The sequence below is a fragment of the Pseudomonas sp. PMCC200344 genome, from assembly GCF_030053095.1.
In the GTDB taxonomy this organism is placed as follows: Bacteria; Pseudomonadota; Gammaproteobacteria; order Pseudomonadales; family Pseudomonadaceae; genus Aquipseudomonas; species Aquipseudomonas svalbardensis.
Genome location: NZ_CP125618.1, coordinates 3,092,281 through 3,106,234 on the forward strand (window position 1 = coordinate 3,092,281; position 13,954 = coordinate 3,106,234).

General features: G+C 59.1%; 15 protein-coding genes and 2 pseudogenes. 8 read left to right on the top strand and 9 right to left on the bottom strand.

What is annotated here, in order from left to right; translation table 11 throughout:
* Window positions 1–344: 344 nt before the first annotated feature.
* The gene (gene tpx / locus QFW87_RS13925) at window positions 345–845 is read right to left on the bottom strand and encodes a thiol peroxidase (protein ID WP_008150862.1); all 501 of its coding nucleotides are present in this window, start codon (window positions 843–845) and stop codon (window positions 345–347) included.
* Window positions 846–1,109: 264 nt separating this feature from the next.
* Here tpx and QFW87_RS13930 point away from each other — a divergent pair, with 264 nt between their 5' ends.
* Window positions 1,110–1,535 (top strand): YciI family protein, encoded by a 426-nt coding sequence (locus tag QFW87_RS13930; protein WP_283190797.1) that lies wholly within the window; start codon window positions 1,110–1,112, stop codon window positions 1,533–1,535.
* Window positions 1,536–2,079: 544 nt separating this feature from the next.
* Here the strand turns inward: QFW87_RS13930 and QFW87_RS13935 are convergent.
* Window positions 2,080–3,048 (bottom strand): hypothetical protein, encoded by a 969-nt coding sequence (locus QFW87_RS13935; protein ID WP_283184367.1) that lies wholly within the window; start codon window positions 3,046–3,048, stop codon window positions 2,080–2,082.
* A gap of 263 nt (window positions 3,049–3,311) precedes the next feature.
* On the opposite strand from QFW87_RS13935, the gene QFW87_RS13940 reads away from it, so the two are divergent.
* Window positions 3,312–3,812, top strand: a complete 501-nt coding sequence (locus QFW87_RS13940; RefSeq protein WP_283190798.1) for a hypothetical protein — start codon at window positions 3,312–3,314, stop codon at window positions 3,810–3,812.
* Here QFW87_RS13940 and QFW87_RS13945 read toward each other — a convergent pair.
* Both QFW87_RS13945 and QFW87_RS13950 read right to left on the bottom strand, forming a co-directional pair.
* Window positions 3,805–4,262: pseudogene (locus tag QFW87_RS13945) on the bottom strand (DUF934 domain-containing protein); the annotation flags it as partial. The gene QFW87_RS13940 and the pseudogene QFW87_RS13945 sit on opposite strands and share 8 nt — an antisense overlap.
* Window positions 4,245–4,798: pseudogene (locus QFW87_RS13950) on the bottom strand (nitrite/sulfite reductase); the annotation flags it as partial. The pseudogenes QFW87_RS13950 and QFW87_RS13945, both read right to left, overlap by 18 nt.
* 404 nt (window positions 4,799–5,202) lie before the next feature.
* Here QFW87_RS13950 and ccoN point away from each other — a divergent pair.
* Complete coding sequence (gene ccoN / locus QFW87_RS13955; RefSeq protein ID WP_283190799.1) at window positions 5,203–6,630, top strand: cytochrome-c oxidase, cbb3-type subunit I; 1,428 nt, start codon at window positions 5,203–5,205, stop codon at window positions 6,628–6,630.
* Window positions 6,631–6,645: 15 nt separating this feature from the next.
* On the top strand, window positions 6,646–6,867 hold the full coding sequence (locus QFW87_RS13960; protein WP_283190800.1) for a cbb3-type cytochrome c oxidase subunit 3: 222 nt from the start codon (window positions 6,646–6,648) through the stop codon (window positions 6,865–6,867).
* Between the two features lie 192 nt (window positions 6,868–7,059).
* Here QFW87_RS13960 and QFW87_RS13965 read toward each other — a convergent pair whose 3' ends face one another.
* Window positions 7,060–7,554: a hypothetical protein gene (locus tag QFW87_RS13965; protein ID WP_046046933.1), complete on the bottom strand. Its 495-nt coding sequence runs from the start codon at window positions 7,552–7,554 to the stop codon at window positions 7,060–7,062.
* A gap of 69 nt (window positions 7,555–7,623) precedes the next feature.
* A complete protein-coding gene (locus QFW87_RS13970) occupies window positions 7,624–8,400 on the bottom strand; it encodes an AraC family transcriptional regulator (RefSeq protein ID WP_283190801.1) in 777 nt (258 codons plus the stop codon).
* 95 nt (window positions 8,401–8,495) lie between these two features.
* On the opposite strand from QFW87_RS13970, the gene QFW87_RS13975 reads away from it, so the two are divergent.
* The gene (locus QFW87_RS13975; RefSeq protein WP_283184361.1) at window positions 8,496–9,188 is read left to right on the top strand and encodes an aspartate/glutamate racemase family protein; all 693 of its coding nucleotides are present in this window, start codon (window positions 8,496–8,498) and stop codon (window positions 9,186–9,188) included.
* 1 nt (window position 9,189) lies between these two features.
* Here QFW87_RS13975 and QFW87_RS13980 read toward each other — a convergent pair whose 3' ends face one another.
* From QFW87_RS13980 to QFW87_RS13990, 3 genes are all read right to left on the bottom strand, one after another.
* Complete coding sequence (locus QFW87_RS13980; protein ID WP_283184360.1) at window positions 9,190–9,711, bottom strand: GNAT family N-acetyltransferase; 522 nt, start codon at window positions 9,709–9,711, stop codon at window positions 9,190–9,192.
* Between the two features lie 37 nt (window positions 9,712–9,748).
* Window positions 9,749–10,741 (bottom strand): LysR family transcriptional regulator, encoded by a 993-nt coding sequence (locus QFW87_RS13985; protein WP_283190802.1) that lies wholly within the window; start codon window positions 10,739–10,741, stop codon window positions 9,749–9,751.
* 87 nt (window positions 10,742–10,828) lie between these two features.
* On the bottom strand, window positions 10,829–11,269 hold the full coding sequence (locus QFW87_RS13990; RefSeq protein WP_123364141.1) for a carboxymuconolactone decarboxylase family protein: 441 nt from the start codon (window positions 11,267–11,269) through the stop codon (window positions 10,829–10,831).
* A gap of 207 nt (window positions 11,270–11,476) precedes the next feature.
* Here QFW87_RS13990 and QFW87_RS13995 point away from each other — a divergent pair, with 207 nt between their 5' ends.
* The 3 genes from QFW87_RS13995 (at window position 11,477) to QFW87_RS14005 (ending at window position 13,934) form a co-directional block, all read left to right on the top strand.
* Window positions 11,477–12,910 (top strand): PLP-dependent aminotransferase family protein, encoded by a 1,434-nt coding sequence (locus QFW87_RS13995; RefSeq protein WP_283184358.1) that lies wholly within the window; start codon window positions 11,477–11,479, stop codon window positions 12,908–12,910.
* Window positions 12,911–13,034: 124 nt separating this feature from the next.
* Window positions 13,035–13,328, top strand: coding sequence for an antibiotic biosynthesis monooxygenase family protein (locus tag QFW87_RS14000; RefSeq protein ID WP_095128281.1), 294 nt, complete (start codon window positions 13,035–13,037; stop codon window positions 13,326–13,328).
* Between the two features lie 189 nt (window positions 13,329–13,517).
* Window positions 13,518–13,934 (top strand): cupin domain-containing protein, encoded by a 417-nt coding sequence (locus QFW87_RS14005; RefSeq protein WP_283184357.1) that lies wholly within the window; start codon window positions 13,518–13,520, stop codon window positions 13,932–13,934.
* Window positions 13,935–13,954: the final 20 nt, after the last annotated feature.

Consider the following 13,954-nt stretch of genomic DNA (forward strand, 5'->3'; position numbering starts at 1 on the left):
AGGATGTTTTGCCAAGACACTGAATCACAAATGAAAACGGCCTGGACAGAGGGGGCGTTCTCACTGAATTTCCCCGCCGCGCCGGGTCTGCTGTTGTGCAGGGCAAGGCGCGAGAAGCGTGGTTTGGTCATTCCAAATAAGCTTCGAGCAACGCAGCCCTGCACAACAGCAGGCCCGGCCCTTCGGGTTGTGCCTTAAAGCGGGCCAGCCTGCGTTGCAGGCCTTGGGAAGGGAACAACCATTACCAGCGGCCTGCGCCTTGCCTGGCCCGCTTTAAGGCGACAACGCGGCGGGGAAATTCAGTGAGAACGCCCCCTAGGCCGTTAACAATTGTAAAACGACGCTTACTTCAGAACGGCGAGTGCTGCTTCGTAGTTCGGTTCTTCAGCGATTTCCTTGACCAGTTCGCTGTGCAGAACGTTGTCGTTTTCGTCCAGAACCACGACGGCACGGGCGGTCAGGCCTTTGAGCGGGCCGTCAGCGATGGCAACGCCGTAGTTCTCGATGAACTCGGCACCGCGCAGGGTCGACAGGTTTTGTACGTTTTCCAGGCCTTCGGCGCCGCAAAAGCGCGCTTGAGCGAACGGCAGGTCAGCGGAGATGCACAGCACGACAGTGTTGGCGACATCACTGGCCTGGGCGTTGAACTTGCGAACCGAAGTGGCGCAGGTCGGGGTGTCAACGCTTGGGAAGATGTTCAGCACTTTGCGCTTGCCGGCGAAGCTCGCCAGGGTCACGTCGGACAGATTGCCGGCAACCAGGGAAAAGGCTGGCGCCTTGGAACCGGCTTGTGGCAGTTGGCCGTTGACTTGAACCGGGGAGCCTTTAAGAGTGACTTGAGCCATGAACGGAGTCCTTCTGAACGTTGTTGTAGAGAATTTTGAAGAGGCCGAAGTTAACCACGAAATGGCCCGACGACCTATGCCCAGATACAAATTGTGAAGTGTCGTCGCACACATTGGATACAAACCGCCCCCATCACCGCATAGCGAGTTTAGTGTCGAGAAACAAATCTGCTTTTCGGCGATCTTCCGTAAGAAGCATTGTCGATTCGGGCAACGGCCATTCGACTAGCCAGTGAGTCACTCACATCCAGCGGAGATAAGACCATGCGATTCATGATCATTGTGAAAGCCAGCCAGGATTCCGAGGCCGGCGTGATGCCCAGCGAGGAACTGATGACCGCGATGGGCAACTACAACGAGGAACTGGTCAAAGCGGGCATCCTCATCGAGTGCGATGGCCTGCAGCCCAGCAGCAAAGGCGCCCGGGTGCGATTCTCGGGTGAAAAGCGCACGGTGATCGATGGCCCGTTCGCCGAAACCAAGGAGCTGATCGCCGGCTACTGGCTGTGGCAGGTGAAGTCGAAACAGGAAGCGATCGAGTGGGTCAAGCGCTGCCCCAACCCGATGCCAGGCACCGACGCCGAGATCGAGATTCGCCAGGTGTACGAGGCCGAAGATTTCGGGGCCGAGTTCACACCTGAATTGCGGGAGCAGGAAGAACGGCTGCGTACGCAGGTGAAGAAACGCTGAGTAACGGATCTATCCCATGCACCTGCGTGGGATTGATCAACATGTCGGAGCCTCATAAGAGCGAGGCGTGACCGCGATTGCTTTTTTGCCTCACGCATCTCCACCCCCCGTTTCGCGTTAACCTTTTAGTACACACAATCCCCACAAGCGTGCACAAAAAACCAAAGATTCCCCCTTTCGACTGGCGAACCCCGGGTTAGCTGCTAGCGTCAACAGACGTGTCCTACAGGCTTGATAGGAAAGAGATTTCGCAGTAACGGCCTAGAAGTGCCGAGTCGTCCAATCAGCCACGCTGGTGCGCGCGGGCAAATCGGCCCCGGCCATGCCGGCCCTGCGCAAAGCCGCGCGTTGAAGTGATCCTTCGCCAGGTCTGTAGCAGCTGCCGAGCCTGCGAGGCTGCGTTCGGCGACAAAGTCGTCGTAAACCCTGCAAACGCGGTTTTCCTGTAAACCGTATCGCGTGACTTCACGACGGCTGCCTCCGAACGCGGCCCGCACCGAACGCAGCCTCGCGCTGCTCGACAGCTGCTACATCGACGGTGGAATCACCAGGACGAACCACTCTTCAACGCCAATTCCCGCCGACTATTCGCCCGCATCGCCTTGATCAACGACACCGTCCCCACCAGCAAAATCGCCGCGCCAAACAGGAAGTCAATGTTGTACAGCTGAAAGTCCTGCAACGACCCCACCAGCAATATCCGGACTGCACCGATACTCACCAGCGTGGCGAGAAAATCGATGCCCGGCTCGTCGCGATAAAACACGTGCATCAGCGGCAGGCAAATCACCAGCAGCAATAGCAAGACGATCACCTTGAACGAGCCTTTGCGCTCGACGCTGAACGCACATTCGTTGGCGGCGTAAGGCTTGTAATCCTCGTCGCGTACCAACGAGTTTTTCTCATTGATGTACTCGACCCGGTTGTACTTTTGAATGGGCGTAAAGGTGTTCGACATCTCCATCACCGTGGTGATGTGGCGAAAGCGCAAGTCGACGCGCTCATTGCCCTTGAGGTAATACAGCACCGGTTTGTAGCCGTAGCGGTAGGTGTCGAAGGGAAACTCGGTGGCGCGCCCCTGCACGCCAATCGGTCGCGGTTCGAGCTCCGCGTAGGCACTTTTGTTGTCAGAAGCGAGGTTACGGCTCAGGGGCTTGATCCTGACCTGTTCGAGGAAAATCGGCGTGGCGCCGTAGGACCATTGCAGCGGTTCCAGGCGCAGGCGCAGTTCGTTACGGCCCAGGTCATAGCGATTGAAGGTGCGTTCGGAAACAATCACCGCGCCGCTGAGCAGGAACTCGCCACGCAGGTTGTTAGTGACGCGCAGCGTCAACTGATCCTTACCCAGCGACAGCGCATCGGTGGCCGGTGGCGTGCCGCACCAGGCGTAACTGTCGGGCGCACCACCCAACTGACCGCCGCGGTTCTCCTGGAACACATAAAAGTAACCGCCCCACAGGGTCAACATCAGCAGAAACGCGGTTAACCCTAGAATCTTCTTGCCCACACTCAAACCAGACTCCTTTCGGTACGACTTCCTTATGAGCTGCGGACTCTACCAAAGTGCCATCATCGACCCAAGTACAAATGCCTTACGCCACCACACAACATTTCCCACGGTGTGCGACTAAATCGAATTAATTTGAGTTCTGGATGATGGCGCACTGCCATTAATGCTAGAGTCCGCGCCGGGCAGTCAGCCCCCAATAATCACAACGAGGCGACATGAAGCGTACCTCGGCCAATGACGGCAAATACCGGTCTCAAGGATCATCAATGAAAGCTCTCCGCACGCTGTTCACCGTTTCAGCCCTGACCGCCACACTGCTGACTTCGGGCTGTGCAAGCATTGTTGGCGACAGCAAATACCCAGTGAACGTGTCGAGCACTCCAAGCGGTGCCGACTTCACCATCAAGAACAAGGACGGAGCCGTCGTACATAACGGTTCCACGCCCAATACCGTTACCCTGCCTTCAGGTCGTGGCTACTTCAAAGGTGAGGCCTACACCATCACCTTTAAGAAAGAAGGTTATGCCGATAGCAGCGCTACGCTGGAAACCAGCATGAGTGGCTGGTACTGGGGCAACCTGTTGTTCGGTGGGTTGATTGGCATGCTCGTTGTCGATCCACTCACTGGCGCGATGTACAAACTTCCCACCGACGCTGCGGGCAATCTCGGCAGCCCACTGCCTGGTGAAGCGCCAAAAAGCCTCACACTGCTCGAAATTGATCAGCTTTCTCCAAGCGATCGCGCTGCTCTGGTCCGTATCAACTGACAGCGCTCGGCGCGTCCTGCTCTACAGGATGCGCCATCCTCACTGGCGTTCTACTGACGCCGTCGAAAAACGGCCGCGGCTCAATCACCGAACGCCCATACAGCACGCTCATCCCGGCCAGCCCCGTGAGCGCATCTTCGGCGGACTTGTCTTCACGCACCGCAAAGCTGTCGAACCCGCATTGACGCATGTGGCTGAGTTGATCGCGCGGTACATCGCCGACGGCGCGCAACTCGCCCGTCCAGCCCAATCGAGTGCGCAGCAAGTACGCCTGGCTGTAACCGCGACCATCACGGAAACTCGGAAAACCCAGGGCAATCAACGGCAAGTGTGAAAACCACGGCTTAAGGCTTTCCACTCATCGTCCGGCCCCAACCACACGCCCTTTTGCGGTGGACCTTCAAGCCAACGGGCCAACGGCAGAATCACTGCATCACCCGGCGGTGAGGCAATGCCCGGTTTGGTCGACAACACCACGCTGGCGTAGCCCGGCACTTTGTGCGGCTGGACGTTGCGCGACACCCAACGGGCGAAGGCCGGGTTTTCGGACAGGCGTGTGCCGAAATCGAGGTCGGTGTCCGCCAGAGCGCGGTTTCCCGGGCAAAGGCTTCGATGCCCACCGCCTTGACCGGAATCTTGATCCGCGCCTTGTACTTGTTGTCGCGCCGACCGTGGCGGTTGTAGACCCGCAGCACCGCTTCGACGTAGGACAGCAGGTGTTGCCACGGCAATCCCTCGCGAATCTGTAAACCAAGGATCGGCGTGCGCCCCAACCCGCCGCCAACGATGACCCGCAGCAGCATTTGCCCGTCGTCACCCGGGTAAAGATAGAGGCCGATGTCATGCATCATGATCGTCGCCCGGTCCTGCTCCGCCGAGCAGATCGCGATCTTGAACTTGCGCGGCAGAAACAGGAATTCCGGGTTGATGGTCGACCACTGCCGGAGGATTTCCGTCAGCGGCCGCGGGTCGATCATTTGTTCTGCCCCGTAGCAGCTGTCGAGCACCGCGAGGCTGCGTTCGGCTCGGGCCGCGTTCGGACGTAGCAGTCGTAAACCCTGTGTACCCGGTTTACCTGACCCACCGAGTCGCTTGATTTCGCGACTGCTGCGTCCGAACGCGGCCCGAGCCTCGCGGTGCTCGACAGCTGCTACGGGGTTGGCGGTGCTTGTGGTAGCGACTATGGACCTGCGGCGCAGTACGTTACAGATTCAGCTAAATACTAAAAAACCGTATCAGACTGCGGCTGATCACCACACGCATGCGCTTTATCTGATCCGCATAAACTCGGTTTTTCTGAGTCTGTTTTGTTTCTGGCAGGGTTTCTACAGTGGACGACATGCCAGTCCGGGTGGCCTGGCAAGACTTTGCAACCGTGGAAGCATTGACCATGAGCACAGCAACAATCGGACAGGCCTATAACTACAAGGTCGTCCGCCAATTCGTCGTGGCAACCGTGGTTTGGGGTGTCGTGGGGATGGCGATGGGGGTGTGGATCGCCTCGCAACTGGTGTGGCCGCAGATGAACCTCGACCTGCCATGGACCACCTTCGGCCGCTTGCGCCCGTTGCACACCAGCCTGGTGATTTTCGGCTTTGCCGGCAGCGCGCAATTCGCCGCCAGTTACTACGCGGTGCAGCGCACCTGCCAGGTGCGGCTGTATTCGGACAAGCTTGCCGCGTTCACTTTTTGGGGTTGGCAATCGGTGATCGTGGTGATGCTGATCACCCTGCCGCTGGGCTACACCACCACCAAGGAATACGCCGAGATCGAATTCTCCGGCGCGGTGTGGATGACGGTGGTCTGGGTCGCTTACGCCATCGTGTTTTTCACCACCGTGGTGCAACGCAAGACCAAACACATCTACGTCGGCAACTGGTTCTTCGGCGCGTTTATCGTGGTCATCGCGATGCTGCACGTGGTCAATCACCTGGCGATTCCGGTGGACTGGTTCAAGTCCTACCCGGTGTACTCCGGGGCGACCGACGCCATGGTGCAGTGGTGGTACGGGCACAACGCAGTGGGTTTCTTCCTGACCACCGGGTTCCTCGGGATGATGTACTACTTCGTGCCGAAACAGGTCGGACGGCCGGTGTATTCCTATCGGCTGTCGATCGTGCATTTCTGGGCGCTGATCACCCTGTACATCTGGGCCGGCCCGCACCACTTGCATTACACCGCGCTGCCGGACTGGGCGCAGTCGCTCGGCATGGCGATGTCGCTGATTCTGCTGGCACCGAGCTGGGGCGGGATGATCAACGGCATGATGACGCTGTCGGGTGCCTGGCATAAATTGCGCACCGACCCGATCCTGCGCTTTTTGGTGTTGTCCCTGGCCTTCTACGGCATGTCGACCTTCGAAGGGCCGATGATGGCGATCAAGACGGTCAACGCCCTCTCCCACTACACCGACTGGACCATCGGCCACGTCCACGCCGGCGCTCTGGGTTGGGTGGCAATGATCACCTTCGGTTCGCTGTACCACATGATCCCGAAAGTCTTCGGCCGCGAGCAGATGCACAGCACGCCGCTGATCAACCTGCACTTTTGGTTGGCGACCATAGGCACCGTGCTTTACATCGCCTCGATGTGGGTCAACGGCATCACCCAGGGCCTGATGTGGCGGGCGATCAACGATGACGGCACGCTGACCTACTCCTTCGTCGAAGCCTTGCAGGCCAGCCATCCAGGGTTCGTGGTGCGCTTCGCCGGCGGTGTGTTCTTCCTCAGCGGCATGTTGCTGATGGCTTACAACGTCTGGCGCACGGTGCGGGTTTCGGACGTCGAAATGGCCGAGTGCGACGCGCAGATTGCCTGAGGCAAGGAGCTTGAGATGATTGAGGTCGTGCTGAATGTGTTGGGCGTGACGGGGCTTTGGCTGGCGGTTGAATACTGTCTGAAACACCAGACGACAGAAAGTCTGGATGAAGCTAGTCTGATTCCGTTTGCCGATGACCCGGAGGTGGCGCGGCGGGTGGAGTTGGCGACGGGCAAGACCGTGAAGGCCGTTGCGCCGGAAGAAGCAAAACCTGGTTGGGGGGATTTGGAGATTTGAGGGGAGTCAGCTAAGGCCACCCCTCACCCTAACCCTCTCCCCAGGGGGTAGAGGGGACTGACCGAGGTGTTCTTTCAATTTACATCGACCTGAAATATCGAGCCGAACTCTGGTCTTGAAAGGCACGGAGATCGGCTCCCTTTCCCCTCTCCCCTCTGGGGAGAGGGTTGGGGTGAGGGGTGGCGCTTGACCTTAGCTGCGTTCGCGGGGAATCAGGCTCTGCAACTGCTGCGCCAAAAAGTTCGCATCGAACGCAAAGGTATCCGGGTCTTTCAAGCCATTGGTCTTGCGCCATTGCCAGCTGCTGGACGGCGGCAGGCACACCAGCGAAATGCTGCCGTAGCGCGCGGCCGTCAGACCCATCACGGCCAGTGAAATCTGACCACCGGCACCCATCACATCCGGCACAAATTCCACCGGTTTACCGGCGATCACAATGGACAGCTTCTCGGTCTTGAAGGTCGACGTCTCGACCGGAACGCTTGGCCCCGAGGCGACATACGCCTCGCGGCTCACCTCTAGCAGATTCGGCGCCTGGACCGGTTCCAGCCATTGCTGGATCTGATCGAACAGTTCACCAATGCGCGTCGCCCACACGGCCGATTGCGACTCGAACAGTTGCTTCTTGTGTGCTTCGCTTTCTGCGTAATGGCGAAGCATCTCACCCAGTTGCTGTACATCGTCCATTGCGGTGTTCCTTTGTTGAAACGGTGCTGCGGACTTTGAGCATGGCAGATGCGCGCTGCCGGCGTACGACTAAAAGCGTGAACGGTATTGGCTGGGGGTCATGGCCAGGTATTTGCGAAAGGCACTGCCCATGTGGGACTGATGGGCGAAGCCGGCGTCCAGAGCGATGTCGGCCAGGGACCGGCCGGTGTGTTCGATCATCCGGCGTGCCGCTTGAAGCCGCACTTCAACGAGGTAAGCGTGGGGGGTCAGGCCGATGGCTCGGGTGAAATCGCGCAAAAAGCGCAGCTCGTTTTGCCCGTAGGTGGCGGCCAATTGTCCAAGGGTCAGGGGTTCGTGGAACTGCTCGGCGATCTGATCCAGCACTCGGGTGAAAACCCTGGGCGTGGCACGTTGCGCGATATCTGCCTTTGAACTCACCAAACCAACGAATTCCACCACCCTTTGCTCAAGCGCCAGCCTGTCCGGTTGCGTAGCGAGCAACAGGCGCCGCAGTTCCCGGCCCAGCATCAGCGCACGGCGATTGCCTGAAGACTGAATACGGTGGTCAACCGAGGGTAAATGCTGATGGGCCAACGACTCGTCCAGTCGCATCAGCAGGTATTCGCCACCGCTGGCCGATTCGGAAAATACTTCCACGCCGACCGGGGTGTAAGCCAGCACCCCAGGCAAGGTGTCGAAATCCACCCGGTGATCCGAATCGATGGCATGCACGCCGTGTTGACGTTCCAGCGTCACCCCAAGGGTTTGCCACTGCACAGGGTCGCGCGCACTGTAAGCCGCACGGGGTAAAAGCTGCAGGCAAAGTCTGCCGTCCAGCAAGTCGTGGCTCAGCACCGCTGGCATGTGAAATTTCCTGATAGATCGCTATGAAGACCCACGGGTACTCTCAAATAAAGGCATGCTCAAAAACAAAGGGTTGCCACCAACAGGAGCACGACATGCGCACCATCGGCCTTATCGGCGGCATGAGCTGGGAGTCCAGCGCCGAGTATTACCGTCTCATCAATCAGCAGGTGCGCGACCGGCTCGGGCCGTTGCGTTCGGCGAAATTGCTAATGTACAGCGTCGACTTTGGCCCTGTCGAACAGGCCCAGCATGCCGGGCGCTGGGACGATGCGGCGGCGATTCTGGTGGATGCGGCGAAGCGGTTGCAGGCCGGTGGTGCCGATTGCGTGGTGTTGTGCACCAACACTATGCACAAAGTGGCCGGGCAGATTCAGGCAGCGATCAGTATTCCATTTCTGCACATCGCCGACCCGGCGGGTCAAGCTGCCATCGAGGCTGGTGCGCTGAAGATTGGATTGCTCGGCACAGCGTTCACCATGGAGCAGGATTTTCTCAAGGAGCGCCTGACTTCAATGGGCCTGACCGTACTGGTGCCGGAGGCCGATGAACGTCAGGCCGTTCACCGGATCATCTATGACGAGTTGTGCGTCGGGGTGGTCAGCGAGGCGTCACGCAAGGTGTATCAGCAGGTCATCGAATCACTGACCCGACGTGGCGCCCAGGCAATCATCCTCGGTTGCACGGAAATCGGCCTGCTGATCAAACCCGAGCATAGCGCCCTGCCCTTGCTCGACACCACCGAACTGCATGCGCAGGCGGCGGTGGCGTTCGCGTTGGGCGAGTGACTCAACCGGCCTTGGGTGTGCGACGCAGGCGCGCCATGCTCAAGGCATCGACCCATCCGCCATCACGCACGGCGTAGTCGCGAAACAGCCCTTCGGTGTCGAAGCCGAACTTGCGATACAGGCCGATGGCGGCTTCGTTGTCGGCGTAGACCGAAAGTTCGAGCCGTTGCAGGTTCATCCAGTTGTCGGCGATGTCCAGCGCCGCTGCCAACAACTTCGAGCCAACGCCCTTGCCCTGCCAGGCCACCGCGACGCCCATGCCGAGATTGCCGGCATGGCTGCGGCGGATCCGTGAAAACTGTTCCAGGCCAATATTGCCGATGACCGTCCCTTTATGCAGCGCCACCAGTTGCACCACACGCTCGTTGTCCGGCGCCAGGCGTTTGCGCCAGACTTCCGCGGACTGAAACGGCATTTGCAGCACCTGACGGGTAATGGCCGTGTCATTGTAGAGCGCGGTAATGCCGTCGATGTGGGATTCGTTGAACCGTTCAAGGGAAATGACAGCGTCAGTGGCGGGCATGGGTGATTCATCCTTGATACAGACATGGCCGCCCACTCTATACCGCCGTAGGTTGTTCGAACCACTCCCGCCGCTCTTCGAAGGTGTTCTGGATCAGCTCGACGATCATCTGCACCTGCGCTGAACCCTCGGACTCGGCATTGACCGCCATCCATACCTGGCGCTGCATCGGTTGACTGAACAACCCCGGCAATTGAATAAGGCCGCGGTCGAAGCGGCTGATGTATCCAGGCAGCAGGCCAATGCAGGCACTGCAACGGATCATCTCCAGCATCAGCTCATAGGAATGCAACTGCACCACTCCGGCCAGGCGCTGGTCCACCAGGGTATTCCACGGCCGAAAACAGTCGACCTGACGGTCATGCTGCCATTGCACCAGCAGGAAATCCGTCAAGTCGTCGAGGCTGCCTGGCCGCGACGCGACCCGTGAGTAACGTTTGGCGATGTGGGGCAGGTAGTCGAGCCGTGCCAGACGCCGGGGCTCGCTGACCGCAAAACTCGGGCCTGGCAGCGGTGAATCGGTGCCGGACAGCCACAGCACCACATCGGCACTGACCGCTTGCAGGGACAGTTCGCTGTCCAGGGTGATGATGTCCAGACGCACGCTGGCATTGCGCCGCAATAAGGCCACCAGATCGCGACCGAGAATGTCATGCAGGACCGATTCGGCGACGGCCAGGCGAATCAACGGCTGTTCGATCACCGGCAAGTCGCGCTCGTGGGCCAGGGCAATCAACTGCGATTGCAGCTGCAATCCTTCACGACTGAGGGCAACGCCATTCTCTGAGTGGCTGAATAGCGAACACTGCAGTTGCGCTTCGAGCTGCGCCAAGTGTTTGCGCAGCTGGGTGGCCTTGATGTTGAGACTGCGGGCCGCTTGCATGAAACAGCCGCAACGGGCACTGACCCGAAAAGACTGCGCCAGTACCGGATCGATCCCTGCCGCCAGTGCGCGCCAGGATGAGGTTTTTTCTACGGGCGAGCGGTACTCGGCAACTTGCTGACGATCCGTGGTTTCCATAAATGGCATCGCTGACTCCCTGTCGATCTGTCCTTGAAAGCCTCATCCTGCGCAGCGTTTATGAACCTGATGTGACATTCGGGGCGGAAAATCGATTCAGCCGCCAGGAGTTTGCCGAAAACTCACCGCCAGGCGATTCCAGCTGTTGATCGTGGTGACGGCGATGGTCAGGTCGACCATCTCGCCTTCGTTGAACTGCTCCCGGGCCTGCGCGTAGACCTCGTCCGGCACATGGTTTTCAGAGAGCAAGGTGACGGCTTCGGTCCAGGCCAGCGCCGCGCGTTCTCGCGCATTGAAGAAGCCGCTGTCGCGCCAGACCACGATCGAATACAAACGACGGTCAGTCTCGCCGAGTCGCCGGGCATCCACCGAGTGCATGTCGGTGCAAAAAGCGCAGCCATTGAGTTGCGACGCACGGATCTTGATCAAGTGCAGCAAGGCCGGCTCGATGCTGAGGTTGCTGGTCAACGCCTCCATGGCAATCATCGCTTTCATCGCTTTGGGCGATGCGCTGTAGTAATCCAGGCGGGCGTTCATGGAGTGACCTCGTGGATCAAATGTGTGCCTCCCAAGGTAGGCGTTGATACGCGGGCGTTACAGATCCAATTCTGCGAAATACCCGTGGACCACTCAGGCACCAGACCAATCGGAGGTTTTTCGCCCACGCAACTTTTTCGCAGGCGCTCATGCGGGTAATCTGGCCCGACGCACACGCGCCTCAATCGCCCCAGGAGCCTCGCCGGTATGGAACTTCACGTTGTCATAAACGGCCGCAAGGACCTGGCAGGCCAGTTGTATAACCAACTGCGCAGCGCCATCGAATCCGGTCGTCTGGCAGCCGGAACGCAGCTACCGCCCAGTCGTTTGCTGGCTGAACAACTGGGCATTTCCCGCAAGACCATTTCCGACACCTACACGCAGCTGACCTACGAAAACTTCCTCACCGGGGTCATCGGCAAAGGCACCTACGTCAACGCCCGACCGGCGAAAACCACCCGTAAACAGAGTCATTCGGAGTTGGCCAGTGCCGAGGTCATCGAGTCCTGGCGCAACCTGCCGGTGTTCCTGCGCCATCCAACGCTGGAAGGCTCGTTGCGCTACGACTTCATCGGCGGCGCCACCAGCAAGGGCCAGTTCCCCCAGGATGACTGGCGGCGCTGCACCGCTCACGCCTTGCGCCAAATCGCTGCGTCCAAGGGCTTCTACAGCATGCCCGAAGGCCTGCCGGCGCTGCGTAATGCGATCGCCCGGCACATCGCGTTTTCCCGCGGGGTCAATTGCCAGGACGAAGACGTTGTGGTGTGCAACGGCGCGCAACAGGCGCTGGACTTGATCTCCCGGGTGCTCACGCGTCCTGGCAGCATTGTCGCCATGGAAGACCCCGGCTATCCGCCCGCACGCCTGTTGTTCGGTACCCACGGCGCCACGGTGATCGGCGTCCCGGTGGATGCGGAAGGCATTCAGGTGGACAAAATCCCCCTTGGCACCCGGCTGATCTACGTCACGCCGTCCCACCAGTTCCCGCTCGGCATGCCAATGAGCCAAGCGCGCCGGGTGGCGCTGCTGGAGCGGGCTCATGAGTTGGGCGCGATCATCATCGAGGACGATTACGACAGCGAATTCCGCTACGAAGGCCGGCCCACCGACTCGCTGCAAAACATGGACGAACGCGGCATTGTCGCCTACGTCGGGACCTTTTCGAAAACTCTGCTACCGGAGCTGCGCCTGGGTTATGCAATCCTGCCGCCAGCGATTCTCGACGCGGTCATTCGCGCCAAGCAACTCACCGATCTGCACACCTCCACCCTGCCCCAATGGGCGCTGGCCAAGTTCATCGCCGAAGGCTGTCTGCTCAAGCACATTCGGCGCTGCCATGCGATCTATGCCGGGCGTCGTGAGCGGATCCTCGAGCGCATGGCTGGCGATCTGTCACCGTGGCTAGAGGCTGTCCCGACCACCGCCGGGTTCCACATGGTGGTTATGTGCAAAGTGTCTATCGATATTCCATTGGTGATCGAATTGGCAAAAAAAGTCGAAGTCGGGCTCTACCCCATCAGTAGTTTTTTCTACCAGCAAGCGCCGCAGGCCGGGCTTTTCCTGGGTTTTGGCGCCATTGAAACCCTGGACATCGACATCGCCCTGGACCGCCTGCGGGACATTTTGCAGCAGGTCGCCTGACAGGATTGGTCTGCGTTTTTATCCCGTGATTGGCTATTGGTGGTCCGGGGATGCAGGCCTATCCTGCATAAGCGTTATCCCTCAATGAGCAGGATTCGTCCGGCCTGATTCAGGAGTGTGAGCAATGTCCAACGAAGTGATCAATACCGTTAAGGTGCAGGCCGCCGCCGGCCGCTCGGACGAACTGGGCAAGCAACTGCAAAAGATTGTCGACACCCTGCGCGAACTACCGGGCTGCGATTCCTATATGGTCGACCGCTGCCCCGAGGACGACAACCGCTGGACTGTCAGCGCCCGCTGGCAATCGGAAGCGGCCATGCAAATGCATTTCAACTGCCCTGAAGTACAAGGCTTTATCGGCCTGATCGACAGCCGCCTGGCCAACGCCGTCGATTTCAACAGCTTTCCTATCGTTTAAAAATTAGGTCGCCGCCTTCGGCCACTCCTACAGGGCTATGGGTACCCCTGCAGAAGTGGCTGGAGGCGGCGATCTTGTTTTTTCAACGCGCATGATTGGTCCCCTCGCCTTCACGAAAATTGGCTGTTTGATTGGCATTGACCGAGACTTACTGTGGTGCCTGACACTAACCACAGCAGGTGATAACCCATGAACGCCTTCCGCTACTGTGCTGCGCCCCTCGCCGCCCTGGCCCTGACCTTTTCCGCCACGGCATTCGCTCATGAAGCCGCCCCTTCGGAAAAGGTCACCGTGTTGCAGGACCAGATGTTGAAAAACGTGCCCAATAAAAAAGCGCTGATGATCGAGGTCGACTATCTGCCCGGCCAGTCGTCCATCGCCCACAAGCACGAGGGCACGGCCATGGCTTACGTCATTTCGGGAGAAATCATCTCCCAGGTCAAAGGTGAAAAGGCGATCACTTACAAGGCCGGTGAATACTGGTACGAACCGGCCGGTTCGGAGCATTTGGTCTCGAAAAATGCCAGTACCACTAAACCCGCCAAACTGTTGGTGTTTATGGTGTTAGCGCCCGACGAAAAAGTATTGATCCCTTTGGAAAACTGATAGCTGTTGCGCCAGCCATA